The organism is Sporosarcina sp. SAFN-015, from assembly GCF_051966875.1.
Lineage (GTDB): Bacteria > Bacillota > Bacilli > Bacillales_A > Planococcaceae > Sporosarcina.
Window position 1 is genome coordinate 276,871 of the sequence record NZ_JBQCKP010000003.1, and the last position, 26,355, is coordinate 303,225.

General features: G+C 43.8%; 24 protein-coding genes. All 24 read right to left on the reverse strand.

The window, feature by feature from the left end; translation table 11 throughout:
* Positions 1 to 21 precede the first annotated feature (21 nt).
* Entirely contained in the window at positions 22 to 606 is a 585-nt protein-coding gene (locus ACTHPA_RS07170) for a dipicolinate synthase subunit B (protein ID WP_440499475.1), read from the reverse strand.
* A gap of 12 nt (positions 607 to 618) precedes the next feature.
* On the reverse strand, positions 619 to 1,398 hold the full coding sequence (locus ACTHPA_RS07175) for a hypothetical protein (RefSeq protein ID WP_440499476.1): 780 nt from the start codon (positions 1,396 to 1,398) through the stop codon (positions 619 to 621).
* Positions 1,385 to 1,660, reverse strand: coding sequence for a YlmC/YmxH family sporulation protein (locus ACTHPA_RS07180; protein WP_440499477.1), 276 nt, complete (start codon positions 1,658 to 1,660; stop codon positions 1,385 to 1,387). Before ACTHPA_RS07180 ends, ACTHPA_RS07175 begins: the two co-directional genes overlap by 14 nt.
* Positions 1,661 to 1,725: 65 nt before the next feature.
* Entirely contained in the window at positions 1,726 to 2,970 is a 1,245-nt protein-coding gene (locus ACTHPA_RS07185) for a M16 family metallopeptidase (protein ID WP_440499478.1), read from the reverse strand.
* 89 nt (positions 2,971 to 3,059) lie between these two features.
* A complete protein-coding gene (pnp, locus tag ACTHPA_RS07190) occupies positions 3,060 to 5,183 on the reverse strand; it encodes a polyribonucleotide nucleotidyltransferase (protein ID WP_440499479.1) in 2,124 nt (707 codons plus the stop codon).
* A gap of 155 nt (positions 5,184 to 5,338) precedes the next feature.
* Positions 5,339 to 5,608, reverse strand: a complete 270-nt coding sequence (gene rpsO / locus ACTHPA_RS07195) for a 30S ribosomal protein S15 (RefSeq protein ID WP_440499480.1) — start codon at positions 5,606 to 5,608, stop codon at positions 5,339 to 5,341.
* Between the two features lie 287 nt (positions 5,609 to 5,895).
* Complete coding sequence (locus tag ACTHPA_RS07200; protein ID WP_440499481.1) at positions 5,896 to 6,852, reverse strand: bifunctional riboflavin kinase/FAD synthetase; 957 nt, start codon at positions 6,850 to 6,852, stop codon at positions 5,896 to 5,898.
* Positions 6,853 to 6,863: 11 nt separating this feature from the next.
* Positions 6,864 to 7,775 carry a tRNA pseudouridine(55) synthase TruB gene (gene truB, locus ACTHPA_RS07205; protein WP_440499482.1) on the reverse strand — a complete coding sequence of 304 codons (912 nt, stop codon included), beginning with the start codon at positions 7,773 to 7,775 and terminating at the stop codon, positions 6,864 to 6,866.
* Positions 7,776 to 7,857: 82 nt separating this feature from the next.
* Entirely contained in the window at positions 7,858 to 8,205 is a 348-nt protein-coding gene (gene rbfA, locus ACTHPA_RS07210; RefSeq protein WP_440499483.1) for a 30S ribosome-binding factor RbfA, read from the reverse strand.
* A 22-nt stretch (positions 8,206 to 8,227) separates the two neighbouring features.
* The gene (locus ACTHPA_RS07215) at positions 8,228 to 8,506 is read right to left on the reverse strand and encodes a DUF503 domain-containing protein (RefSeq protein ID WP_440499484.1); all 279 of its coding nucleotides are present in this window, start codon (positions 8,504 to 8,506) and stop codon (positions 8,228 to 8,230) included.
* On the reverse strand, positions 8,503 to 11,028 hold the full coding sequence (infB, locus tag ACTHPA_RS07220) for a translation initiation factor IF-2 (RefSeq protein WP_440499485.1): 2,526 nt from the start codon (positions 11,026 to 11,028) through the stop codon (positions 8,503 to 8,505). The genes ACTHPA_RS07215 and infB overlap by 4 nt, the downstream gene beginning before the upstream one ends.
* On the reverse strand, positions 10,976 to 11,353 hold the full coding sequence (locus ACTHPA_RS07225) for a YlxQ family RNA-binding protein (protein ID WP_440499486.1): 378 nt from the start codon (positions 11,351 to 11,353) through the stop codon (positions 10,976 to 10,978). The genes infB and ACTHPA_RS07225 overlap by 53 nt, the downstream gene beginning before the upstream one ends.
* Entirely contained in the window at positions 11,350 to 11,628 is a 279-nt protein-coding gene (rnpM, locus tag ACTHPA_RS07230) for an RNase P modulator RnpM (RefSeq protein WP_440499487.1), read from the reverse strand. Before rnpM ends, ACTHPA_RS07225 begins: the two co-directional genes overlap by 4 nt.
* A gap of 19 nt (positions 11,629 to 11,647) precedes the next feature.
* A complete protein-coding gene (gene nusA, locus ACTHPA_RS07235) occupies positions 11,648 to 12,868 on the reverse strand; it encodes a transcription termination factor NusA (RefSeq protein WP_440499488.1) in 1,221 nt (406 codons plus the stop codon).
* Positions 12,869 to 12,890: 22 nt separating this feature from the next.
* A complete protein-coding gene (gene rimP, locus ACTHPA_RS07240; RefSeq protein ID WP_440499489.1) occupies positions 12,891 to 13,367 on the reverse strand; it encodes a ribosome maturation factor RimP in 477 nt (158 codons plus the stop codon).
* A gap of 181 nt (positions 13,368 to 13,548) precedes the next feature.
* Positions 13,549 to 17,868 (reverse strand): PolC-type DNA polymerase III, encoded by a 4,320-nt coding sequence (locus ACTHPA_RS07245; RefSeq protein WP_440499490.1) that lies wholly within the window; start codon positions 17,866 to 17,868, stop codon positions 13,549 to 13,551.
* A 75-nt stretch (positions 17,869 to 17,943) separates the two neighbouring features.
* Positions 17,944 to 19,644 carry a proline--tRNA ligase gene (locus tag ACTHPA_RS07250; RefSeq protein ID WP_440499491.1) on the reverse strand — a complete coding sequence of 567 codons (1,701 nt, stop codon included), beginning with the start codon at positions 19,642 to 19,644 and terminating at the stop codon, positions 17,944 to 17,946.
* 86 nt (positions 19,645 to 19,730) lie between these two features.
* A complete protein-coding gene (gene rseP, locus ACTHPA_RS07255; protein WP_440499492.1) occupies positions 19,731 to 20,990 on the reverse strand; it encodes an RIP metalloprotease RseP in 1,260 nt (419 codons plus the stop codon).
* A gap of 44 nt (positions 20,991 to 21,034) precedes the next feature.
* Complete coding sequence (gene dxr, locus ACTHPA_RS07260) at positions 21,035 to 22,183, reverse strand: 1-deoxy-D-xylulose-5-phosphate reductoisomerase (protein ID WP_440499493.1); 1,149 nt, start codon at positions 22,181 to 22,183, stop codon at positions 21,035 to 21,037.
* A gap of 22 nt (positions 22,184 to 22,205) precedes the next feature.
* A complete protein-coding gene (locus tag ACTHPA_RS07265) occupies positions 22,206 to 23,000 on the reverse strand; it encodes a phosphatidate cytidylyltransferase (protein WP_440499494.1) in 795 nt (264 codons plus the stop codon).
* Positions 22,997 to 23,791, reverse strand: coding sequence for an isoprenyl transferase (locus tag ACTHPA_RS07270; protein WP_440499495.1), 795 nt, complete (start codon positions 23,789 to 23,791; stop codon positions 22,997 to 22,999). The genes ACTHPA_RS07265 and ACTHPA_RS07270 overlap by 4 nt, the downstream gene beginning before the upstream one ends.
* A 233-nt stretch (positions 23,792 to 24,024) precedes the next feature.
* Positions 24,025 to 24,582, reverse strand: coding sequence for a ribosome recycling factor (gene frr, locus ACTHPA_RS07275; protein WP_440499496.1), 558 nt, complete (start codon positions 24,580 to 24,582; stop codon positions 24,025 to 24,027).
* Positions 24,583 to 25,308: a UMP kinase gene (pyrH, locus tag ACTHPA_RS07280; protein ID WP_440499497.1), complete on the reverse strand. Its 726-nt coding sequence runs from the start codon at positions 25,306 to 25,308 to the stop codon at positions 24,583 to 24,585.
* A 78-nt stretch (positions 25,309 to 25,386) separates the two neighbouring features.
* Positions 25,387 to 26,271, reverse strand: a complete 885-nt coding sequence (tsf, locus tag ACTHPA_RS07285; RefSeq protein WP_440499498.1) for a translation elongation factor Ts — start codon at positions 26,269 to 26,271, stop codon at positions 25,387 to 25,389.
* Positions 26,272 to 26,355 lie beyond the last annotated feature (84 nt).

Sequence of the window (26,355 nt, forward strand, 5' to 3'; positions counted from 1 at the left end):
TTCTGCTTTGTATTTTTAATATTATTTATGAATAATTAAAAGTGGTTGAAGTTGTCGGTGTTCAAGAGCAGCTGCAGCTGCAGGAACCATCAAAGTGAAATCGGAGATTAAAGAGTTCGGTTTCTTAAAAGGATCATCTTGGCCGAACGGGATGAAAAACACATTTTTCATGTTTAGCAGCTTCATGATGTTTGGACCATTCAAGCCTAAAGCGTCATTTGTCGAAATACCGAGCAAAACTGGGCTGCCGTTCCGCAAAGTTGCCTTAGCAGCCATTAAAACTGGAGAGTCAGTGGCCGCGTTGGCAAATTTGCTTATGGAATTGCCTGTCATCGGTGCGATGATCATGCAATCTAGCGGATTGCTTGGTCCGAACGGCTCGGCCCCTACAATTGTCGAAACGACCTTTTCTCCTGTCGCTTCTTCGATTCTTGCTATCCATTCCTCGCCTGTGCCGAATCGTGTGGCAGCAGTCAGCACGGAATGTGTAATGATAGGAACAACGGTCGCCCCGTTGTCCTGTAAATCGCTAATGACCGGTAATATTTGGTCATACGTACAATGGGATGCCGTAATACCAAGGCCAATTCTTTTTCCTTGTAGCATCTTTTTCCCCTTTCATTTACTATTCATCCTCAGCAACGCTTCTGACAAAGCCATTGCCGCATCTGCCGGAAAGTGTTTTCCCGGCAATCCGAGGTGTATTGTATAGTATTCATCAGGGGCATTGTCCCTTAGGCAACCAGGCGCGGATGCCAAATCATAAATGCGCAATGTGGAATCGGTTCCAACTTGAAGCCATTTCGCAGGTATTGTGTTCACGAGGATTCCTGTTACATTTACCGTATCAGCGGGCAGCAGCATTGTTTTATAACCGTTTGCGGCTGCTTCCCCTAACTGTTCCTTAGAACGTGCTAAAATGGTTACAGAGGCTCCCAGTGACGATAAAACAGCAGCTGTCGCTTTGCCGACTTTGCCAAAGCCTGCAATATAAAAATGCTCCCCTGAAATTCGTCGTTTTGCCGAAGAATAGTATTCGATCAGAAATCCTTCCGCGGTTAACACGGCATTCTCCCAGACGAATTGCACTTCTTTCAAATATGGTCGGATTGTAATGCTAGCATCATGGAAAGACGCCAACCAATCCTGAGAGGCGACGCCTGGGTAAAGTATCGTATCTTTATTAATCTTATCCACTGGGATAGTGCCTTCCATTTGCAATATCGGAAAGACGATATGTTTTGGAGAGAATTCGTCAAGAATGTCGGATAGCTGTTTTGAATAAACATTTCTATCATAATGGAAAACGTCGAAGCCTTGTTGCTTCATAATTCGACTACATTCCGATAATCTACGATCAGTTCCGATGAACAGCCAATTTTCGTCAATTGTCGTCAAGGTCAAATTCCCCCAAGCTATGCGTTTTCCCAAATAGGATTCGATGCTCACCAATTAACACGATTTCACTCCAAGGTATGAATTCTGTCGTTTCCTGTTCTTTGTTACGGAATGGAAACCTTCCAAATTTCTTTTTCACTTCAAAGCCGATGATTGCTCCGGTTTTTCGGTTGAAAATCAAATCGGTATCTGCAAGAAATCCATAACGAATTCCTTCTTCCACTTGGATTAGCTCTTTTTGAGCCATTTCGGATAGCAGCATAGTATTGCCCCCTTTTAAATGTCCTCGTCTATCATATGATTCAAAGAGGGCAAAGCTGCACATTTCTATATTCGGATCCTTTTCATCGCTTTCTTTGGAGCAATAATGGAAATTGCTCGTTCTTTCGTAAACGTCTCACGTGCAATGTTATTCACATTTTCAAGTTGAACTTTGTCAATCAGTCCGACTACTTCGTCTATCGTCTTATGCTCGGAAAGGATCAGTTCATTCTTACCGTTACGATGCATTCTGGATTCCGAACTTTCAAGACCTAGCAAGAAACTGCCTTTCAATTGCTGCTTCGCATTGAGCAGCTCCTTCTCCGTAACGCCGTCCGCTACAATTTCAGCGATTAGCTGATCCATCGTCGAGACCATCTCTTCCAAATGTTCGGGGCCGGTCCCACCGTAAATAACGAATGAACCTGTCGTCATATATGATGAATAATACGAAAACACTGAGTACGCAAGCCCCTTCTCCTCCCGTATCTTTTGGAACATTCGGGAAGACATCGTCCCGCCGATAATACTGTCTAACAGAATTAAATCATGAAGCCGGTCGTCAGTTATGGAAAGACCCGGATAACCTAAACAAATATGCGCCTGTTCAATATCTTTGTATTTCGTTGTCCTGCCGTTATGGAATACTGGAAGTAAGCCATCATTCGTTTTTGTTGACCTATTCTTGATGAACGAATTGAAAAGAGTCTCAATAAATGAAATCAATTGATCATCAAAATTTCCTGCTATCGATATGACGATGTTTTCAGCTGAATAATGTCTTGACATATACCGTTCGATCATTTCCTTATTGAATGAATGAATTGTATCTTTCACACCGCCTATAGATCTTCCGATCGGATGCCCAGGATACATGACAGACCAAAGTCGTTCATCTACATCATCATCCGGCGTATCTTCGACTGACGCAATTTCATCCAATATAACGGACTTTTCTTTTTGAATGTCGTTTTCATCAAAGAGGGAATTGAACAACATGTCGGCCATGATCGTCAATGCTTCTTCCGCATGATGGTCAAGCACGGTTGTGTAGAAGCAAGTCATTTCTTTGGATGTATATGCGTTAATATCTCCACCCATCCGGTCAAATTGCTCTGCAATCATTCTTGCGCTGCGCGTCGTTGTCCCTTTAAAAAGCATATGTTCAATAAAATGAGCGAGTCCCCACTCCTCTTCTGTCTCATCGTTGGAACCAGCCTTTACAAATAGGCCGATTGCCAGAGACCGTACAAATGGCATCTTTTCGTGAATGATTCTAACGCCGTTTTGATATCTCTGTTTTTGTAGCAATTCTTTTCCCCCCGCTAATAAAAATAACAAAAAGCCTCCGTCTTCACACCATCGTAAAGAGGGGCTTTCCATTATTATATGCTAATTGATTATTCGTTTTTCCCTTTTTCTGCTGCTTCTTTTTCTTCTTTCAAAACAACTTTACGGGATAGATTTACACGGCCTTGATTGTCAATTTCGATAACTTTCACAAGAAGTTCATCGCCCATTTTCAATACATCCTCAACCGCTTTCGTACGTTCTTCTTGAATTTCGGAAATATGAAGAAGTCCGTCTTTGCCAGGGAAGATTTCAAGGAATGCGCCGAATTTTTCAATTCGTTTCACTTTACCTAAATAATATTCTCCGACTTTCGCTTCACGAACGATGTTTTCAATCATCATTTTCGCTTTTTCGTTCATTTCCGAATTTGGTGAAGAAATGTAGATTGTGCCATCTTGTTCTGTATCGATTTTAACATTTGTTTCTTCGATGATTTTATTGATTACTTTTCCGCCAGGTCCGATGACGTCGCGAATCTTGTCTGGATTAATACGGATCATAATGATCTTAGGCGCATATTGTGAAAGCTCTTCACGAGGCGCGGAAATAGTCGCCATCATATGACCAAGAATATGCATCCGACCGATTTTCGCTTGGGCTAAAGATTCTTCTAAAATTTGACGGGATAGTCCTTCAATCTTAATGTCCATTTGAAGAGCTGTAATCCCTTTTTCAGTTCCAGCCACTTTGAAGTCCATATCACCAAGATGGTCTTCCATCCCTTGGATATCGGATAGAACGGAATAGTTGTCCCCTTTCTTCACAAGACCCATAGCGATTCCCGCAACTGGCGCTTTGATCGGAATACCTGCATCCATCATAGCCATTGTAGAGGCACAGATTGACGCTTGGGAAGACGATCCATTCGACTCCAATACTTCCGCTACGAGACGGATTGTGTATGGAAACTCTTTTTCATCTGGAATGATTGCTTCAAGTGCACGCTCACCGAGAGCACCGTGACCGATTTCACGACGGCCTGGTCCACGTATTGGACCTGTTTCCCCTACACTGAAGTTCGGGAAGTTATAATGATGCATGAATCGCTTCGACTCTTCCAGTCCAAGTCCGTCAATAATTTGCACTTCACCGAGAGCTCCCAGCGTACAAACGCTTAACGCCTGAGTTTGTCCACGTGTGAACAAGCCAGAACCATGCGTGCGCTGCAAAATGCCGACTTCAGAAGAAAGTGGACGGATTTCATCCAAACCACGGCCATCCGGACGGACTTTTTCGTCAGTGATTAGACGGCGGACTTCCTCTTTCACAAGTTGGTCCAAAATGCTTTTCACTTGCTTCATTGTTTCTTCATCCGCTTCATCGGCTGCATATTGTTCCATAACTTCATTTTTCACAGCTGTGATCGCTTCTTCGCGTGCATGCTTCTCTTCTGTTTGAATTGCATTGATTAAATCGGATTCACATTTTGCTTTCACTTCTGCAAGCAATGCTTCGTCAAGTTCGAATAATGTAATTTCCATTTTCTCTTTACCGACTTCAGCAATGATTTTCTCTTGGAATTCAATCAGTTGGATGATCTGCTCATGACCGAACATGATCGCTTCAAGGATGACATCCTCTGCAACTTCCTTCGCGCCGGCTTCAACCATATTAATGGCATCTTTTGTTCCAGCGACGACTAGGTCAAGTTCACTATTTTCTAATTGTTCAGGTGTCGGATTGACGATGAACTCACCATTGATGCGTCCGATTTGCACGCCTGCGATCGGACCTTCAAATGGGATATCAGAAATCGACAATGCTAGGGAAGAACCGAGCATTGCTGCCATTTCAGATGAGCAGTTCTGATCGACTGACATGACGAGTGAAATGACTTGCACATCATTTCGGAATCCATCCGCGAACAATGGACGGATCGGACGGTCGATGAGACGGCTTGTTAGAACGGCCTTTTCCGATGGACGTCCTTCACGTTTAATGAATCCGCCGGGAATCTTTCCTACTGCGTATAATCTTTCTTCATAATTGACGGTCAATGGGAAGAAATCAAGCGCTTTCGGATTTTTCGAAGCTGTCGCTGTAGATAGCACGCTTGTATCTCCGTAGCGTACGAGCACAGCACCATTCGCTTGTTTCGCGAGCTGACCCGTTTCAATCGTTAACGGTCTCCCAGCCCACTCAAATGAATAAACTTTTTTTTGTTCTGTCATTACGGTACCCCTCTCTAATATCAAGCATGGACATCATACGTAGTATGTATTAAATAGTAGTGTATCAAAAAAGAAGGACATATGCGAAAAATAACATAAGATTAATCATTCAATAAAAAAAAGCGGGCATGGCCCGCTTTTTCGTATACATCTTATTAACGGCGAAGGCCGAGTTTGGCAATAAGATCACGGTAACGTTGAACATCAGTTTCACGTAGATATTTAAGAAGTCTACGGCGAGTACCGACCATTTTATAAAGACCACGACGAGAATGGTGATCTTTCTTGTGTGTACGTAAATGGTTGTTCAAGTTGTTGATCTCTTCAGTAAGGATAGCGATCTGTACTTCAGCAGATCCAGTATCGTTTTCATGAGTTTTGTATTCGTTGATCAATTCATGTTTACGCTCTTGTGTAATAGCCATCCTTTTCACCTCCTAATAATTGAATATCCCCAAATCCCGAGCAAACGTTGGTGATTCGTTCTGCCAAGGAAAGGTTTGTGCGCTAGCACTGATTTATCATAACATGTGCGGATTGTGGATGCAACTAAGAAGTCACAATCCGCATGGCTACTTTACGTTTCAGGCGGGCGCTTTCCGGGGGGCGGGCGGTGAGCCTCCTCACTTCACTTCGCTTCGTTGCGGGGTCTCACCTGTCCCGCTTTATCCCCCAGGAGTCGCCGCCTTGCACTCCAAATAGCTAGAATCACCTACGACATATTAATTCCCTTATTTAACAACTGCCGTGCCGTCTCCTTGTCCTTGCTAATTTGCTCAACCAATTCGTCAACCGAATTGAATTTCTGCTCAGACCGGATGCGTGCGATCCAGTCGACAGCGGCTTTTTTTCCGTATAGATCAGAATTGAAATCGAGTACATGGACTTCTACGCTTGGCTTCATTGTATTAGGATCGTGGAAGGTTGGCTTCACGCCGACATTGCAGACGCCTTTATACGATTGTCCGTCGAAGGAAAAATTGACAGCGTAAACACCATTTGCAGGTAAGATTGTTTCTTCGTCGATTGAGATATTAGCAGTTGGAAATCCGAGCAGCCTGCCTCTTTTCTCGCCGTCTACGACAGTGCCGATCGTTCTGAACGGTCGGCCGAGCAATGTAGCCGTCTTCTCAACATCACCGTCGGAAAGAAGCTTCCGGATTCGGGTCGATGATATTTTCTCGTCAGAATCTATTACTTTTTCGATGACAGTCGTACCGTATTCTCCATTGGATAGCGCAGCCATCTGCTCCATCGTGCCAGCACCTTTTGAACCGAACGTGAAATCGAATCCGGCGGTCACATGCCTGATTCCTAATTGTTTAATAAAGATATTAATAAATTTCTCAGGCGAAAGAGAGGCAAGGTCCCAATCGAACTCAACAATGAAAAGGGCATCGATTCCCAATTCTTCTAGTAGACGTGATTTTTCCGGATATTTTGTAATATAGCCGACCTTATCCTTCCCTTTTCCAAACAAGTGCGATGGATGCGGGTCGAATGTCATGACAGCGGAACGGATTCCGAGTTCAGCAGCTTTTGCTTTTGCTTCGTTGATAACTGTTTGATGACCTTTATGAAGTCCGTCGAAAAAACCGATAGCAAGTGAAAAAGGACCTTTATCATCGATCGTTGTATGAGATGGATATTGCAAATGGTAAATTTCCATATAATTCTCCCCTACTGATTGAATGGAAACATCTTTTCAGGTTTCATCAATCCTTCTTTTGTCGGATGGTTGCAATAAATTGCAATCGCTTTTTCTGCTCTCGTAAAAACGATTTTCTCCCTTCCTACGAGTGAAGGGTGTTGAGGCAGCACTTGCCCGTTCATTATCTTACCATACAAATTATCATCAATTTCTACAAATTCAAACTCGGCAAGCGCATCTTCCAGAGGTCGAATATATTGTTGAATAGTATTTTGCTTTTTCTGTTCTTCCACTTCATCAAGCGTCAAGCAATCATTTTGACGGAAATTTCCGGAAGCCGTACGGACCAAGGTTGCCATATGGGCAGGGAATCCAAGTTTTTCTCCGATTTGCACGGATAACGTTCGGATATATGTACCTTTTCCGCACGCAATTCGTATCATGAATCGAATTTCTTCCCCTTCGAACAACTCTCTGTCATCAAGCAATTCGATTTTATATATATGTACGACCCTTTTCGGCCTTTCAACCTCTATCCCTTTTCTAGCGTATTCATACAGCCTTTTACCATTCACTTTTACGGCCGAATACATCGGTGGAATTTGAACAATCTCACCGGTGAGCTGCTCAAGCGCCTCTAGAAGCTTTTCTCGTTTAATTGATTTATATGACCCATCCGCTGCTACGATAGCCCCTTCGGCATCTTCCGTTTCCGTTGATGCACCAATCGAAACTGTTGCTATATACTCTTTGCCGGCATCCGTTACGTATTCGGCGACCTTAGTCGCTTGTCCAAGGCAAATTGGGAGAACGCCTTCCACATTCGGGTCGAGCGTCCCTGTATGCCCCACTTTTTTCATCCCCAATATTTTCCGAAGCTTGAATACGCAGTCATGCGAAGTCATCCCTTTTTGTTTCCACAAAGGAAGAATCCCATCCATGTATATCCTCCTTATTTTAACGTACTTATACAAAACGGAGGAAGTCGGAAAGTCCATTCGGACGCCGACTTCCTCCAATAGTTCATTCTTCTTCGCTCTTCACTTCACGAAGCAGCGATTCAATACGATTTCCGTATTCGACAGAATCATCAAACGCAAATTCAATTTCCGGTGTCTTCCTAAGTCTGATCCGCTGACCGATTTCCGTGCGGATAAACCCTTTCGCCTTTGTCAAGCCGGCAAGAGTTGCCTCTTTTTCCGAATCTTTTCCTAACACTGAAATGAATATTGTTGCCTGTTGAAGATCGCCCGTTACTTCGACGTCCGTCACTGTGACAAAGCCGATGCGAGGGTCTTTCAATTTTTGGCCAATGATTCCGCCAAGTTCCTTTTTCATCTGTTCAGCGACACGATTCGCACGCATAGACATGGATGGTCACCCCGATTCCGTTTCAATAGTAGTCAAGTATCATTTCTGTCATTTCCCATTCCGGATTCGATTCCAAGAAACGGATGGCCCTTCTTGTCTCCCCTTCGGCAGCATCTTTTGACGATGCAACCGAAACGATAGCAATTGTAGTTCTTTGCCATAAGTCTTGATGATCGATTTCAGAAATGGAAACGTTGAATTCATTTTTCACACGATCCATCATTCTTTTCAGAACGGATCGTTTACCTTTTAACGAATGGACGTCAGGTATGAAGAATGTACATTCAGCATAGACAATCATGTCCGTTTAACTTCCTCCATGACGAAGGCTTCAAAAATGTCGCCTTCTTTAATATCATTGAAGTTTTTAACTGTAATTCCACATTCATATCCTCTTGCAACTTCCTTAACGTCGTCCTTGAACCTCTTCAATGTATCAAGTTCACCTTCAAAGATGACGATATTATCACGCAGTACACGTACACCTGCATCACGGGTAATCTTGCCTTCCGTTACATAGCTTCCCGCAATAGTACCGATTTTCGATACTTTGAACGTTTCACGGACTTCGGCTTGACCAATCACTTTTTCCTCGTATTCAGGATCCAGCAATCCTTTCATCGCCGATTCGATTTCCTCGATCACCTTATAGATGACACGGTGCAATCGAATATCAACGCCTTCTTCTTCGGCCGCACGTTTAGCATTGACATCTGGACGCACATTAAATCCGATGACAATTGCATTTGATGCTGCAGCTAAGGAGATATCCGATTCGTTAATCGCACCTGCTCCTGTATGGATGATTCGAACGTTAACGCCTTCCACTTCGATTTTCATAAGGGAAGCTGCCATCGCTTCAACTGTACCTTGAACGTCAGCTTTAACGATAAGGTTCAATTCCTTCATTTCCCCTTGTTTCATTTGATCGAATAAGTTGTCTAGCGTCACACGTGTTTTCTCACCACGTTGTTCCTGTAATGCATCGCCTGCTCTCGATTCACCGATTTGACGGGCTGTCTTCTCATCTTCGAAGACGACAAAGCGGTCTCCAGCCTGCGGGACATCGCTCAAACCTGTAATTTCAACTGGTGTGGATGGACCTGCATCCTTCACTCGGCGTCCAAGGTCGTTGATCATCGCGCGCACTTTACCGAATGTGTTTCCGACGACGATCGGGTCACCTACACGTAAAGTTCCATCCTGTACAAGAAGAGTTGCAACCGAACCGCGGCCACGGTCCAATTGCGCTTCAATGACAGTACCTCTAGCGCGGATATTTTTGCTAGCTTTCAACTCAGCAACTTCCGCTACGAGCAGTACCATTTCCAACAACTGATCGATTCCTTCGCCTTTTAATGCAGAAATCGGTACGAAAATCGTATCTCCGCCCCAAGCTTCTGATAAAAGACCATGCTCTGTTAATTCCTGCATGACACGATCTGGATTTGCGGTAGGTTTATCCATTTTATTCACAGCAACGATGATCGGAACTTCAGCGGCTTTCGCATGGTTGATCGCTTCAATCGTTTGTGGCATGACACCATCATCCGCTGCGACAACTAGAATTGTAATATCAGTAACTTTCGCTCCTCGCGCCCGCATTGTTGTAAATGCTGCGTGTCCAGGAGTGTCCAGGAATGTGATTTTCTTGCCTTCCGCTTCAATCTGATAAGCCCCAATATGCTGCGTGATTCCACCCGCTTCTCCTTGCGTCACTTTCGTATCTCGGATCGAATCGAGCAAAGTTGTTTTACCGTGGTCAACGTGCCCCATGATTGTTACGACAGGCGGACGTTCAGTAAGTTCGCCTTCCGCTTCTTCAGATTCTTCGAAATAAATTTCTAGATCCGTTACATCGATGCGGATTTCCTCTTCCACTTCGACTTCATATTCCGCACAGATCAACTCAATCGCATCTTTATCGAGCTCTTGGTTGATTGTTGCCATAACGCCAAGCATGAATAGTTTTTTAATGATTTCAGACGGTTCTCTGCCTAACTTGTTCGCAAGTTCACCGACAGTCAACGATTCATAGAAAGTGATTTTTTCCGGCAATGGCTTTTCCACCTTCGGCATCGGTGCCGGACGATGTCTTCTACGTCCTTGGTTAATACCACGTGCAGGTGGCCTTCCACCACGTCCAGCTGGACGATTACCGCCTTGAGCTCCTTGTCCTTGTCCTTGCCCTTGGCGTTGACCACCTTGAGCTGGACGGTTGCCGCCTTGTGCGCTTCCTTGCCCTTGGCGTTGTCCGCCTTGTGCCGGACGGTTGCCGCCTTGTGCGCTTCCTTGCCCTTGACGTTGTCCGCCTTGTGCCGGACGGTTGCCGCCTTGTGCGCTTCCTTGCCCTTGGCGTTGTCCGCCTTGCGCTGGACGATTGCCGCCTTGTGCGCTTCCTTGCCCTTGGCGTTGTCCGCCTTGCGCTGGACGATTGCCGCCTTGTGCTGGACGGTTACCGCCCTGTGTTCCTTGTCCTTGACGTTGGCCGCCTTGTGCTGGACGATTGCCGCCTTGCGCTCCTTGTCCTTGACGTTGGCCGCCTTGTGCTGGACGATTGCCCTGTTGTTTATTGTCTTGTGCATTGCCTGAAGGACGTGCAGAATTTGAAGCTGGCTTCCGATCACTGTGTCCGTTTCTGGACTTGTCGGATTGGTTTGAACCACCTTTTCCAAAACGTTGATCCAATTTTGTTGTTGCATCATTATCAAGCATTGACATATGGTTCGTTACATTCACATTCATTTTTCCAAGCTCTTCGATGACTTCTTTACTCGTCCGATTCACTCGTTTCGCGTATTCGTGTACACGTATCTTCGTCATTAGCCCACCCCCGGTTATATTCGTTGAGGAGCCCGGACGCTTTTTTGGCAAAGCCGGCATCCGTTAACGCGAGTACGACCCGCGACTCTTTTCCGATTGCATGGCCGAGAGCTTCCCGGCTCCCGAATACATGCTTCTCAACGTTGTAAAAATTACATTTGTCACTCACTTTTTTTTGCGTGTTCTTTGAAGCATCTTCAGAAACGATGACTAAGCGTGCATTACCCGAACGTACTTCTTTGACGACTAGTTCCTCGCCAGTGATAAGCTTCCGGGCTCTTGCAGCCATCCCTAACAATTGGAAGATTTCCGTAGGATGATTCATTTCAATGCCTCACGACGGATTGCATGCAGTAGATCCTCATAGACTTCTGCAGGCACCGATGTTCCAAGCTGGCTTTCAATCGATCGATTGCGCTTTGCTGCTTCAACAGCTTCCTCAGTTTTCGATACATATGTACCACGCCCTGATTTTTTGCCTGTCAAATCGACTGAAACTTCACCTTCCTTTGTGCGGACAATGCGAATCATTTCTTTCTTTGGTAACATCTCGCCCGTCGCCGCACATTTACGCAAAGGGATTTTCTTTTTGCTTGTCATGGGCAGTCATCCTTTCAACTCAATTGTCTTCGTTTGTTTCAGAATATAGATCGATCGTTTTCAAATCGGATTCTTCTTCTGGTTCGTCATCGAAATATGGATCTTCATTATATTCATCGTTTCCATTTTCGGTAACGGCATATACATCATTATCAAATAGTCGTTCTTCAACCGAATGATCGGCAGTTGGAGGATAGATGCCTAACTCACGCGCATCTGTTTCACTTTTGATATCAATTTTCCACCCTGTCAATTTAGCTGCTAACCGAGCGTTCTGTCCCCGTTTCCCGATTGCCAATGATAATTGGTAATCCGGCACTACGACAGTTGTAGATCTGTCCTCTTCGTTCACTTTAACGTCCAATACTTTGGAAGGGCTCAATGCATTCGCCACAAAGATGACTGGATCTTCGGACCATTCCACGATATCAACTTTTTCACCGTTCAATTCATTTGAAATCGATTGAACACGCGCTCCGCGGGACCCTACACAGGAACCGACAGGATCCACTTCTTCATTATTCGTATGGACTGAAATTTTCGAACGATCTCCTGCCTCACGGGCGATTGATTTGATTTCAACTGTGCCGTCGTATATTTCCGGCACTTCCATTTCAAACAAACGGCGTAAAAGGCCAGGATGCGTACGGGAGACAAACACTTGAGGACCTCTTGAAGTACGCTCTACTTTAGTAATATACACTTTGATGCGGTCATGAGGCTGGTACGACTCTGTAGTGATCTGTTCGCTTGCAGGCAGCACTGCCTCCACTTTTCCAAGACCGACATAAAGATTTCTTGCGTCCAAGCGCTCTACAATCCCATTGACGATGTCATCTTCCCTATCAACATATTCGTCATAAATAAGACCGCGTTCAGCTTCACGCACACGTTGCGTAACGACTTGCTTCGCAGTTTGCGCTGCGATCCTGCCGAAATCACGTGGAGTCACTTCTTCTTCGACGATATCTCCGATCTCATAAGCGGGGTTGATAGCTTCCGCATCTTCAAGAGCGATTTGAAGTCTTTCATCTTCCACTTCTTCAACGACATCTTTACGGGAATATACTTTCATCGTCCCTTTTTCCAAATTCAAATCGACACGCACGTTTTGTGCTTGGTTAAAGTTTCTTTTATATGCGGTAACAAGTGCCGCTTCAATCGCTTCCACAATTACATCCCTAGAAATTCCTTTCTGCTTTTCAAGGGCTGTTAATGCATCGAGTAGATCACTACTCATAATTAATCACTCCTATATTCAATTATGCGGAAAAATTGATCGCCAATCGTGCAAATGCAATTTTTTCCTTGTCGATGACGACTTGCAATTTCCGAGTCTTTATGCGAATTTCAACTTCTGCTGCATCCGGACCGTAAGATAGCAAGTATCCTTCGAACTCTTTCATGCCATTGATCGGTTCATACGTTTTAATGAAAACATATTGACCGATCGCTTTTTGGAAATCCTCTTCTTTCTTCAGTGGACGTTCTGCACCGGGCGAGGATACTTCTAGGAAATAGTTCTGAGAAATTGGATCTGTACGATCCAGTTCTTCGCTAAGCCTCTCACTCACGAGTGCACACTGTTCGATATCGATATTCCCTTCCGGTGTATCGACATAAACCCGTAAAAACCAGTCTCTTCCTTCTTTCACAAACTCAATATCAACCAATTCCAACTCAAGGTCATTCACTATCGGATTGACGAGCTTTTCAACTTCTTCCGTAATTTTACTCATCATAACCCTCCCGAAATTTGATTCAAACTTGTCTTATACGAATTGAACAACAGAAAAGAGCGGGAAATCCCACTCTTTTCGCAAGACATATAGCAAAAGTTGCTCCAATTATACCATCTACTGGGCATCATTGCAAACAATGTGCCACCCGGAGTCTAGACGATGCCAATTGACCAATGGATTAGAAAAGAGAAAGTTGGTTTGAATCTGGCATGCCTTCCAAGCAGCCTAACGAATCCATATACTCAATAACCGTTTTCGAGACTCTTCCCCGTTGTTGCAAATCCTCTTTCGATAAGAAGATACCATCTTTACGGGCTTCTACGATCGCTTTAGCGACGTTTGTCCCTAAGGAAGGAATGGCATCAAACGGTGGTATCAATTGGTTGCCATCAATAATGAATTCGGATGCCGAGGATTTATATAAATCTGGCTTCGCGAATGAAAAGCCCCGCTCAACCATTTCCAATGATATCTCAAGTACTGTAAGCAAGTTTTTCTCTTTAGGTGATGCTTCTAAACCTTTATCGTTAATCTCTTTGATTTTCGCACGGATGGAAGCATTGCCTTTCGTCATTGTCGCAAGATCATAATCAGTCGCACGGACAGTGAAATAGGCTGCATAATACATAATTGGATGATGTACCTTAAAATAAGCGATTCGGAGTGCCATTAGAACATAAGCGGCGGCATGTGCCTTCGGGAACATATATTTGATCTTTTTGCATGAATCAATATACCAGCCTGGCACATCATTCGCCTTCATCTCTTCTTCGAATTCAGGCGTCAGACCTTTCCCTTTCCGGACCGATTCCATTATCTTAAATGCTACAGACGGCTCAAGCCCTTGGTATATTAAGTAAACCATAATATCATCACGGCATCCGATTACATCGGACAATTGACAGATTTTATTTTGGATTAGCTCTTGAGCATTTCCAAGCCACACGTCCGTCCCATGGGAAAGGCCGGAAATTTGGATGAGCTCTGAAAATGTCGATGGCTTCGTTTCCTCAAGCATTTGCCGTACGAAACGAGTACCGAATTCAGGCACACCTAAAGTTCCCGTCTTGCAATCTATCTGCTCTTCCGTGACACCTAATGACGAAGTCCCGCTAAACAGCGCCATAACTCCATCGTCATCGGGCGGAATCGTTTTCGGGTCGATCCCTGAAAGGTCTTCAAGCATTTTGATCATCGTCGGATCATCGTGCCCCAGTATGTCCAGCTTCAAAAGGTTATTATCAATTGAATGGAAGTCAAAATGCGTCGTCCGCCAGCTTGAAGCCGTATCATCTGCCGGGAATTGAATCGGTGTAAAATCAAATATCTCCATATTGTCTGGGACAACGATGATTCCACCCGGATGCTGCCCGGTATTCCTTTTGACGCCCGTACAACCTTGGACGAGTCTGTCAATTTCCGCACCGCGCAAATGAAGGTTATTATCATTCATATATCCGCGGACATAGCCGTACGCAGTCTTTTCGGCAACTGTGCCAATCGTTCCCGCACGATACACAAAGTCCTCTCCGAAAAGCTCTTTCGTGTAGTTATGTGCATGTGCTTGGTACTCTCCACTGAAGTTCAAATCGATATCCGGAACTTTATCTCCATTGAATCCGAGGAAGGTTTCAAATGGTATATCCTGTCCATCTTTTTTAAACATCGTCCCGCAAGACGGACACGCCTTGTCCGGCAAGTCAAAACCGGAGCCGACTGACCCGTCGTCAAAGAACTCGGACGTCTTGCATGATGGACAAACATAATGTGGAGGCATCGGGTTTACTTCCGTAATTTCCATCATCGTCGCGACGAGGGAAGAGCCGACGGATCCACGGGAACCGACAAGATATCCGTCATCCAATGATTTCTTCACGAGCTTGTGCGAAATGAGATAAATGACGGCAAAGCCATTGTCGATGATCGATTTTAACTCCTTCTCGATTCGTGCTTCAATTATTTCAGGAAGCTGTTCACCATAAATGCTGCGAGCCATTGAATAAGTGAGATCCCTAACTTCATCATCCGCCCCGACAATCGTAGGCGTATACAGATCATCTTTAATTACTTTCACATCTCCGACACGGTCAGCAATCGCCTGCGGATTATCGATGACAATTTGTTCGGCAACTTCCTCGCCTAAAAACGAGAAGTGCTCGAGCATTTCGTCAGTCGTCCGGAAATGGACTTCAGGCAAGGAATGACGATTCATCGGGTTAGCGCCGCCTTGAGAACGGACAAGCACTTGACGATACATAGCGTCTGTCTCGTCGATATAGTGGACATTCCCCGTTGCACAGACGGGCAGACCGACTTTTTTCCCGAGCTTAATCATCTTCCGCATAATATCTTCCAAATTCCATTCATCCCTGACCAATTCCAGTTCAATTAGATGAGAGTAGGCAGGTTTCGGATGAAGTTCAAGGTAATCGTAAAATCCTGCAATTTCCTCGACTTCTTCCATCGACTTCTGCATTAAACCTTCAAAGACTTCCCCTTTGTCGCAGCCCGAACCGACGAGAAGACCTTTTCGGTATTTCATCAATAAAGAGCGCGGAATACGCGGCACTCTGTAAAAGTAATCCATATGGGAAATGGAAACGAGTTTGAAAAGGTTTTTCAAACCTTCATCATCGGTTGCAAGCAATGTGCAGTGGGATGGCCTTGATCGTTTATAAGCATCCCCTTCACCGATATTTTTATTGAAATCGTCCAAGTATTCAATTCCTTTTTCCGTTGCCGCATCTTTCATAAGACGAATGAATAAATATGCCGTTGCTTCTGTATCGTAAATCGCGCGGTGATGCTGTGTCAGTTCAATATCGAACTTTTTGGCCAACGTATTTAAGCGGTGATTCCGCATCTCCGGATATAAGAAACGAGCCAACTCGAGCGTATCGATGACCGGATAGCTTTTATCGTGCAATCCTGCCTTCTTGCTCGCTTCGTAAAAGAAGCCCATATCAAATGATGCGTTATGCGCGACAAGGATCGCATCGCCAATAAATTCCTTGAAATCTTTTATGACTTCCGATACTTCAGGTGCATCTTTCACCATATCGTCAGTGATCCCAGTCAGTTCGGTCGTTGTCGAAGATAGAGGGTGATGTGGGTTCGCAAACCTTTCAAACCTCTCTTTAATCTCACCATTCACTACTTTGACCGCCGCCAACTCTATAATGGTGTCGTAGACAGCAGACAAGCCGGTCGTCTCCACGTCAAATACAACAAATGTATCGTTTTCGAGCTGTCGATGCTGCTCGTCATAGACAATGGGTACACCATCGTCCACCAAGTTCGCCTCTAAGCCGAATAATACTTTTATGCCATTCTTTTTGCCTGCCGAATATGCTTCAGGAAATGATTGAACGTTTGCATGATCGGTAATCGCAATCGCTGGATGCCCCCATTTTGCCGCCTGTGCAACTAATGCCGATGCTGAAGTCACTGCATCCATTTGGCTCATCATTGTATGGGCATGCAATTCAATCCGTTTGCGATCTTCTGGAGCATTATCTTTTCTGATAACTGGAGTGATTTCCATAACGTCTTGAGCCATCATAATTAAATCACGCACGAATGTATCATTCTGTATGCTGCCTCTAGCACGGACCCATGCGCCTTTTTTCAATGTTTTCATAAGCTCCGAATCTTCGTTATCCCGAGAGAACATTTTCACTAAAATGGAATCAGTATAATCGGTAACTTTCATTGTCAGTAATGAACGACCGCTTCTTAATTCTCTTACTTCTGTATCGAATACATAGCCTTCAATCGTAATGCGTCTTTCCTCATCTTGAATCGTTTGGATACCGACAATCGGTTCATCAGGTTTAATTGGAACACCTAAGACAAATGGTCTGTTGCCGACATCTCCATTCTCCTTCTTCATTGCTTCCATTTTTTGAAGGTTGGCTAAGGCGTTTTTCGCATACTCTTCTTCTTCAGCTTTTTTCTGCGCCATAAATGCAATTCTTTCCGCCTCATTATTGTCTTCAGCACCTTCTTTAATCGTGAATTCCACAGCTATCGAAGGAAAGCCGAAAGTTTCATACACTCCGGCGATGAGAGGTCCATACTTATTTTTCATCGTCTGCCGTTCAAAGTCATTCGCACAAGTCAATGTCATCTTCTCGCCAACGAGTACAGGCTGTTGACTAATGAGCCTTTCGCGGATTGGAGGTGACATATCCCTCATTTCTTCAATTACATGTGGCCAATAGCCAACGATCAACTCGGGATTACCTTCTGTCGTCCGTACTTTAATTTGAAGGCGTACCGTCGCTATGGAAGTAAAGGCTTCCCGCATTCTTTGTTGAAATAACTGATAGACAGCAACTGGCAACGTCTTTTCAAGCTCCACATTGAATTGCCATATTCTCGATTTGCGATGAATATCTACTCGTTCCAATGTTCCTTGCTCAAAATAGGAGACCGTTTGATCATCCGTCAATCCAATCTGTTGCAACAACGTGAGCAAATTAACTTTCGCATCCATATGTATACCCCCGTTTCGTACAGTGAAAAGAAGGGAAGTGCCGTTTTCGGCCTTCCCCTCCTAACCATCTATTTTTTAACTAAAAAAGGCTTGCAGCTTTTCGGTCACTTCTTCTTTTTGCCATTCAACCGTTTCGCCAGTCTCTCTAAATTTCACTTCAACGATACCTTCCTGCGCTTTCTTACCAATTGTAAGTCGAACTGGCAATCCAATAAGATCGGCATCCGTGAATTTCACACCTGCTCTTTCGTCACGGTCATCATGTAAAATGTCATACCGGTACGATTTCAATAAATGATAGAGCTCCTCCGACAATTTTACTTGCGCTTCATCCTTCATGTTGATTGTCACAAGATGTATGTCATACGGAGACAGCTGCTTCGGCAATTTCAACCCGTTCGTATCATTATATTGCTCTGCAAGAGCAGACAAAATCCGAGAAACCCCGATACCATAGCAACCCATAATATATGGTTGAGCCTTGCCGTTTTCATCGAGGTATGTCGCTTTCATAGGCTCGCTATAAACGGTTCCCAATTTAAAGATATGGCCAAGTTCAATCCCTTTGGCAAATCGGATCGTTCCATTTCCGTCAGGCGACGGATCGCCTTCTTTGATGAATCGCAAGTCCAAATAACGGTCGATTGCAAAATCACGTTCCGGATTCACGTTTACTAAATGACATCCGTCTTCATTTGCTCCGCAAACTCCGTTTACGACCTTTTCAACAGCATAGTCTGCGTAGACTTTCAGATCAAGAGGCAATTTGACAGGACCAATTGAACCTGCTTTACATGCAAGCATTTCTTCAATCTCTTTTTCTGTGGCAAGACTAATATCATTTGCCTGTATAGCATTTTTCAATTTAATCTCGTTAATATCATGATCGCCTCGTGATAAAACGACAATTAGTTTATCATCCGCTTTGAAAATAAGCGTCTTGATCACTTTTGAAGGTTCAACGTTTAAGAAATTAGCAACTTCCGCTATCGTTTTCTGTCCTGGCGTATCGACTTTCATAATCTCTTTCAAAGTTTCTTTTGGCATTTCATATTCTACATTGACTTCAGCCATTTCAATATTGGCTGCATAGGGAGACGAATCACTATAAGCAATCGTATCTTCCCCTATTTCGGATAAAGCCATGAATTCGTGAGTACCCTTGCCCCCGATTGTTCCGCCATCAGCAATGACAGCACGGTAATCCAAGCCGAGCCTCGAGAAGATATTCGAGTATGCTGACATCATTTCATTGTATTTTTCTTCCAGACTATCGTTCGATGAATGAAATGAATAAGCGTCTTTCATGATAAATTCCCTGCCGCGGAGCAGTCCGAATCTTGGTCGTTTCTCATCTCTGAACTTCGTTTGGATTTGATAGACCGTCAGTGGCAGTTTCTTATAGGATTTTACTTCATCTCTGACGAGCGATGTAACGACTTCTTCATGAGTAGGCCCTAGAGCCATTTGGCGGTCGTGGCGATCCTTTATCCTGAAGAGTTCGGAACCGTATGAATTCCATCTTCCTGTTTCTTCCCAAAGATCAGATGACTGCAATGTCGGCATGAACATTTCAACAGCTTCTATTGCATCCATTTCTTCTCTGATGATGTTCTCGATTTTTCGAATCACTTTTTTCGCTAAGGGAAGGAAGGAATAGACGCCGCTCATATGTTGACGGATATATCCTGCTCTTAGCAGAAGTTGGTGAGAAATGATATCGGCATCCGTCGGTATTTCACGCATTGTCGGGATGAATGTCCGTGATTGTTTCATGAAAGCTTTCACCTCGAATTTCTTTTAAATAATTTGTTGCTTGGAAAAAATAAAATGTTCTCCTTATATGATAATAGTGATGTTTATTAGAAGAAGAATCTTTGGATGTCATTCCAGGTGACGACGAGCATTAGGACCATTAATAACATGATGCCTACGAAGTGGACCATACCTTCTTTTTGCTTGTCGATAGGTTTGCCGCGTACTCCCTCAAAAAGGAAGAAGAGCAGTCTTCCACCATCTAATGCTGGTAAAGGTAAAAGGTTCATAATCCCCAAGTTGATGCTCAACACGGCAGCCCAGTTCATTAGAGAGAACACACCCCATTGTGCAACTGTCTCCGTCGCTTTATAAATGCCGACAGGTCCGCTTAATGCGTCAATTGTAAACTTACCGGTAACGAGCATACCTAGCAGTTCGAAGATTCTTTTCATCCAGCTAAACGTCTGCTCCGCACCGAAGGCAAATGCTTTTAATGCATTTTTTTCTAAAGGACTTTCGTACATTACACCGATTTGTCCATATTTCTGTCCAGCGTCAACCAAAGTTTCTGGAACGACTGCTAACGTCACCAATTCTCCTGCCCTCTCGACCTTCAATTGAAGATTTTCACCAGGACTTTTCTGAATTGTCTCAGTGAATTCTTGCCAGCTTCCGATTGGTTTGCCGTCCACTTCCTTAACATAGTCGCCGGCTTGCATTCCTGCAGCAAAAGCAGGACTATCATTGATGACTTCCTTAATGATAGGCTCGTTTGTAGGTATTCCATTCAAAAGACCGATCGCCAAAAAAATGAAGAATGCAAGAATGAAATTGAAAAGGGGTCCTGCAAAAATAGCCATTGCCCGACTTCTCAATGGTTTTGAATCAAATTGGCGATCATACGGAGCAATTAGCGTTTCTTGCCCTTTTTCATAAATGACTGCATTGCGGGAAACCTCGTATTTCATTAGGTTTCCATCTTCGTCATAACCTTCGATAAAAAGCTCTTTGCTTAAATCTGCAGTTTCCGTTTCTAAAAACAGTACGTTCGGGTTTGATACTTCACGATTCAAATAGATTTTTTCAATTTTATCGTCTTCGTTCAAAATGACTCCAACGCGATATCCAGGTTGCAACTCGACCGTGTCGAAATCCTCGCCTGCCATTCTCACATATCCGCCTAGTGGTAAAATACGGATTGTATAAAGGGTCTCCTTTTTCCGGATAGCAAGTATTTTCGGACCGAATCCAATTGCGAATTCGCGCACCATAATTCCAGCCTTTTTCGCGAAGAGGAAATGTCCTAATTCATGAAAAAAGACAAGAGAGCCAAATATTATAATAAACGCTATAACGGTTTCCATAAAAAACCACCTTAACTGGCCCATCCGGCCGGATTATGAATTACTCATTTCACCATATCATACACCATTTTACGGGTAATTGAATCGGTTTCTAATATCGCTTCCAAATTCGGAGAGGAAATCGATTGATGATTGTCCATCATCCGTTCTACAATCTCCTCGATTTGAAGGAAAGGAATCTTTCCTTGCATGAACAATTGGACCGCCACTTCATTTGCAGCGTTCATTACTGTCGGCATTGTGCCGCCTTCCTTACCTGCTTCATAAGCGAGAGCAAGTGCTTTGAACCTTTCGAAATCCATCTTTTCAAAATGAAGTGTGCTTATTTCCTCTAGGCGGAGCGGTTTTGCGTTTTGCATCGTGATACGATCCGGGTATGTCATTGCATATTGGATTGGTACCCGCATGTCAGGCGAACCAAGTTGCGCCATGACACTCGTGTCTTCAAATTCAACCATGGAGTGGATGATGCTTTCCTTGTGCAACAAGCAATCGATCTTGTCGTATGGCATGTTGAATAAATGATGCGCCTCAATCACTTCAAGGCCTTTATTCATCATAGTTGCAGAATCGATCGTTAGTTTATTTCCCATTGACCAATTCGGATGAGCCAATGCCTGCTCTACAGTCACGCTTTGTAATTGTTCTCTCGTCAAGTTCCTGAAACTACCACCTGATGCCGTTAAAATCAGACGAGAAACACGTTTCGGATTTTCACCATTCAATGACTGAAAAAGTGCAGAGTGTTCACTATCGACAGGTAGAAGTGTTACATTCCGTTTTTTCGCTTCTTCCATGACGATATCACCGGCTGCTACAAGTGTCTCTTTATTCGCAATAGCAATTGTTATGCCTTCTTGGATAGCTCTCAAAGTAGGCTCTAGTCCAACGCTTCCGATTACAGCATTGACGAGCATGTCCGCTCGCGTCTGTGCCGCAACTTCAATGAGACCTTCTTTTCCATGCACAAAGCGTGTTTCTGGAAATTCCGATTGCAACAATTCTGCGTCCTCTTTATGCATGACAGATACGAGTTCCGGACGAAATTTCGCTGTAATTTCCCGCACTTTACCAATATTCATCCCCGCAGAAAAAGATACGAGTTTAAATTGCTCTTTGTTTGATTGAATAATATCGAGAGTCTGTATCCCGATCGATCCTGTTGCACCGAGCAGACTTATTTTTTTCGTCATAATATGATTAACTTCCTTTCCATTAACCGACTAGGTGTAAAAAATGAATGAGCGGCAACACGAAAAGGAGACTATCGAAACGATCTAGAATTCCTCCATGTCCCGGCAAAAGATTTCCGGAATCCTTCACTCCAAAATGCCTCTTCAGTGCCGATTCAACTAAATCCCCCAACTGCCCAACAATTGAGGCAATGATCGTTACTATGATCAACATTCCATATGAAGGTGCTATTGGGTAAAAGATTTGAATTACACATGCAAACAATACGGCAAAAACGATTCCGCCTAGAAATCCTTCAACTGTTTTATTCGGAGAAATTTCCGGCCATAACTTCCGTTTACCAATCTTTCTCCCAACAAAATATGCCCCCGAATCTGTTGTCCAAATTACTAAAAGTGCATAGAATACATACTCGAAGCCATAAAATCGGGTTTCTATCAAATAATAAAATCCGATGCCGACGTATAATGCACTGAATGCCGTGAACGCCGCATGATCAAAAGTGAACTTGTTTTTTGAGATGACTGTATAGATCAATAAAATAAGAATAAGTGCAAACATTATTTCGATTTTCGTATAGCCAATCCACTGTTGAAATTCTACAGTCCACTTTGAAGGTATTAGTAAAATCGCAAGTGCAATCCAGACGAGAATGCCCTCGATAGAAAAAATACGAATATCCTTCATGCGCAGCAATTCATATAAGCCGATTGAAGCGATGACATAAATCGCGATTGTAAATGGGAGTCCGCCAATTATCACTAGTGGAAAAAAAACGGCCAGTGCGACGAGCGCTGTTATAATTCTCTGTTTCAATTTCCTTTATCCCCTTCCACACTTCCAAATCTTCGGTTGCGCATTTGGAATTCTTCGATTGCACTTAACATGCATGATTCATCGAAGTCCGGCCAGAGAACCTCTGTGAAGGAAAATTCCGAATAAGCTAGTTGCCAAAGCATGAAATTCGACAATCGCACTTCGCCGCTCGTCCGGATGAGTAAATCCGGTTCGGGCAAGTGAGATGTCATAAGATGTGACTCGATTAATGATTCGTCAATCTCTTCGATTGCTATTTCGTTGTTTACGGCCAATTGTGCAATTTCTTTTACTGCCATTGCCATTTCGAGGCGACTGCCGTAGTTCATTGCGAAGTTTAGAATGAGTCCATCATTTTTTGAAGTGGCCTCTATCGCTTTCACGATTGCTTCTTTCGTATGCGGTGGCAGCGCATCGAAGTTGCCGATCATTTCTACCCTGACATTTTGCTCGATCAATTCAGGTAAGTATGTTGTCAGGAACTCTCCCGGCAGTTTCATGAGAAAGTCAATTTCCATTTTTGGCCGTTTCCAGTTTTCCGTTGAAAAAGCGTACAATGTCAAGACTTTGATGCCTATGTCATTTGCAATCCTGGTGATTTTCCGTACAGTTTTCATTCCTTCATGATGTCCGGCAATCCGAGGTAAACTGCGTCGTCTTGCCCATCTGCCGTTCCCATCCATGATGATGGCGACGTGTGAAGGGATTGTTCTACTTTTGACTTTCGTTAGCCTGTCGGAAATTGACGGTCCATTCTCTCCAGTTTTTTTCCGTAACAGTTTATCTAGCATTCCGTTTCCTCCACTCGCCTGCTTTTTGAGCAAGTACCTAGTCTATCGTATCAAATCAGCCGATAAATTTCATTTAATACAGCTGATTGTTTCTTTGAAATTAAGAGTTCAGCCCTTTTAGATTATGCATGCCGTATGGTGAAATATTTATCATTCGGTAAAACGGATGATATACGGTCAGAAAAAAAGACGTCCTGAAAGTAGGACGCCCCAATGTATAGAAAGTTCTTCAATCAGATTTCCAAAATTTCGTTTTCTTTATCTTTGGCAATCTCATCGATTTTAACGATATAGGAATCAGTCAACTTTTGGATGTCATCACTTTCACGGCGTAATTCATCCTCAGTGATGTCCCCATTCTTTTCAAGCTTTTTCAACTCATCGTTTGCATCACGGCGAATGTTGCGAATTGCCACTTTGGAGTCTTCTGCTTCTTTTTTAACTTCTTTCACCAATTCTTTACGGCGCTCTTCCGTTAATGCGGGGACTGCCAAACGGATGACCGATCCATCATTGGATGGAGTGATACCGATATCCGATTTCAATATCGCTTTTTCAATATCACCTAAAGTCGTTTTATCATACGGTTGGATGACCATAAGTCTCGCTTCAGGTACAGAGATACCTGCCATTTGGTTTAGCGGCGTTGGAGCTCCGTAATAAAGTACTGTAATCCGATCAAGCAATGAAGCGTTCGCTCGTCCTGCACGAATGGAAGCGAGTTGTCTTGTGAAAGACCCGATCGCTTTATCCATTCTGTCTTTCGTTTGGTCCATTATCGCTTTCGGCATTTACCCATTCCTCCTCACAACCGTACCGATTGGTTCACCGAGCACGGCCTTTTTAATATTTCCATTATCCATAATTGAGAATACTACGAGAGGGATATCATTGTCCATACATAGGGTTGAAGCAGTGGAATCCATGACTTCTAGTCCTTGGCTGATCACTTCCAAGTAAGTCAATTCCGTATATTTCACTGCATTCTCATCTTTTAACGGATCTGCCGAATAGACACCATCCACATTATTTTTCGCCATTAAAATGACGTCTGCTTCGATTTCCGCAGCTCTAAGCGCAGCTGTCGTATCAGTTGAGAAATAAGGATTTCCTGTTCCAGCAGCAAATATGACGACTCGCTTTTTCTCCAAATGACGAATCGCTTTTCTGCGAATATACGGCTCCGCTACTTGCCGCATATCGATTGATGACGATACACGTGTTTCAACGTCTAATTTTTCAAGAGCGTCCTGAAGAGCTAATGAATTCATGACTGTGGCGAGCATACCCATATAATCGGCAGTTGTTCTGTCCATGCCCATCTCACTTCCGACTTTCCCTCGCCAAATGTTTCCTCCACCAACTACGACCGCAACTTCAACTCCAAGGTCGACAACTTCTTTCACTTGTTCAGCAACAGTTTTGATGATTGCCGGTGAAAGACCGTAGCCTTTATCACCCGCAAGCGCCTCGCCGCTAAGCTTCAAGACAATTCTTTTATATTTTGGGACGCCCATATGTACCCTCCGTCTACAGTGTTTTCTCGAAAAATAGGGAACACAAAGTTGTGTCCCCTAATTGATCTTTATATCTAATCAGTTACCTTTTACTTGACTCATTACTTCATCGGCAAAGTTGTCTTCGCGTTTTTCGATACCTTCGCCTACTGCGAAACGAACGAACTCTTTCAAAGTTCCGCCAGTAGATTTAACGAAATCGCGTACTTTTTGATCGGAGTTTTTAACGAACGCTTGGTCAAGAACACAAATTTCTTCGAAGTATTTTCCAAGACGGCCTTCAACCATTTTTGCAACGATATTTTCAGGCTTGCCTTCGTTCAACGCTTGCTCTGTAAGAACTTTGCGCTCACGCTCTACTTCTTCCTCGGACACTTCATCACGAGAAATGTATTGCGGGTTCATAGCAGCGATGTGCATTGCTACGTCTTTAGCAGCATCGGAGTCAGTAGAACCTTCTAGGATTGTCAACACCGCAATGCGGCCGCCCATGTGAAGGTAAGGACCGAATGCATCGTTGTCCGTTTTTGTTTTGATTTCAAAGCGGCGAAGAGTGATTTTCTCACCGATTTTAGAAACTGCATTAGAGATGTGGTCAGCGACTGTAAGGCCGTTTTCCATTTTCGATTCAGTTGCTTCTTCGATTGTTGCTGGTTTAGTTGCTAGAAGGTGTTCGCCAAGTTCTTTTACAAGAGCTTGGAACGCTTCGTTTTTCGCAACGAAGTCTGTTTCAGCGTTTACTTCGAAGATGACAGCGTCGTTACCGTTGACGATAATGTCAGTTGTACCTTCTGCAGCGATGCGGTCAGCTTTTTTAGCTGCGCTTGATAGACCTTTTTCACGAAGGAAGTCTACTGCTGCATCCATGTCACCATTTACTTCAGTAAGTGCTTTTTTGCAGTCCATCATACCTGCGCCCGTTTTTTCACGCAATTCTTTTACCATTTGTGCTGTAATTGCCATTGTTAGTTCCTCCTGTATGAGTGATTTGAGACGACAATCTGTAAAAAAGACGATAAGGGGGTTGGCCGCTTATCGTCTGTTTTA

Bases quoted from the DNA above. Each gene is read 5' to 3' on its own strand.
- ACTHPA_RS07170 (WP_440499475.1), bottom strand. From the start codon at position 606: ATGCTACAAGGAAAAAGAATTGGCCTTGGTATTACGGCATCCCATTGT.
- ACTHPA_RS07180 (WP_440499477.1), bottom strand. From the start codon at position 1,660: ATGCTGCTATCCGAAATGGCTCAAAAAGAGCTAATCCAAGTGGAAGAA.
- pnp (WP_440499479.1), bottom strand. From the start codon at position 5,183: ATGACAGAACAAAAAAAAGTTTATTCATTTGAGTGGGCTGGGAGACCG.
- rpsO (WP_440499480.1), bottom strand. From the start codon at position 5,608: ATGGCTATTACACAAGAGCGTAAACATGAATTGATCAACGAATACAAA.
- ACTHPA_RS07200 (WP_440499481.1), bottom strand. From the start codon at position 6,852: ATGGAAATTTACCATTTGCAATATCCATCTCATACAACGATCGATGAT.
- truB (WP_440499482.1), bottom strand. From the start codon at position 7,775: ATGGATGGGATTCTTCCTTTGTGGAAACAAAAAGGGATGACTTCGCAT.
- rbfA (WP_440499483.1), bottom strand. From the start codon at position 8,205: ATGTCTATGCGTGCGAATCGTGTCGCTGAACAGATGAAAAAGGAACTT.
- ACTHPA_RS07215 (WP_440499484.1), bottom strand. From the start codon at position 8,506: ATGATTGTCTATGCTGAATGTACATTCTTCATACCTGACGTCCATTCG.
- infB (WP_440499485.1), bottom strand. From the start codon at position 11,028: ATGACGAAGATACGTGTACACGAATACGCGAAACGAGTGAATCGGACG.
- ACTHPA_RS07225 (WP_440499486.1), bottom strand. From the start codon at position 11,353: ATGAATCATCCTACGGAAATCTTCCAATTGTTAGGGATGGCTGCAAGA.
- rnpM (WP_440499487.1), bottom strand. From the start codon at position 11,628: ATGACAAGCAAAAAGAAAATCCCTTTGCGTAAATGTGCGGCGACGGGC.
- nusA (WP_440499488.1), bottom strand. From the start codon at position 12,868: ATGAGTAGTGATCTACTCGATGCATTAACAGCCCTTGAAAAGCAGAAA.
- rimP (WP_440499489.1), bottom strand. From the start codon at position 13,367: ATGAGTAAAATTACGGAAGAAGTTGAAAAGCTCGTCAATCCGATAGTG.
- ACTHPA_RS07245 (WP_440499490.1), bottom strand. From the start codon at position 17,868: ATGGATGCGAAAGTTAATTTGCTCACGTTGTTGCAACAGATTGGATTG.
- ACTHPA_RS07250 (WP_440499491.1), bottom strand. From the start codon at position 19,644: ATGAAACAATCACGGACATTCATCCCGACAATGCGTGAAATACCGACG.
- rseP (WP_440499492.1), bottom strand. From the start codon at position 20,990: ATGGAAACCGTTATAGCGTTTATTATAATATTTGGCTCTCTTGTCTTT.
- dxr (WP_440499493.1), bottom strand. From the start codon at position 22,183: ATGACGAAAAAAATAAGTCTGCTCGGTGCAACAGGATCGATCGGGATA.
- ACTHPA_RS07270 (WP_440499495.1), bottom strand. From the start codon at position 23,791: ATGCTAGATAAACTGTTACGGAAAAAAACTGGAGAGAATGGACCGTCA.
- frr (WP_440499496.1), bottom strand. From the start codon at position 24,582: ATGCCGAAAGCGATAATGGACCAAACGAAAGACAGAATGGATAAAGCG.
- pyrH (WP_440499497.1), bottom strand. From the start codon at position 25,308: ATGGGCGTCCCAAAATATAAAAGAATTGTCTTGAAGCTTAGCGGCGAG.
- tsf (WP_440499498.1), bottom strand. From the start codon at position 26,271: ATGGCAATTACAGCACAAATGGTAAAAGAATTGCGTGAAAAAACGGGC.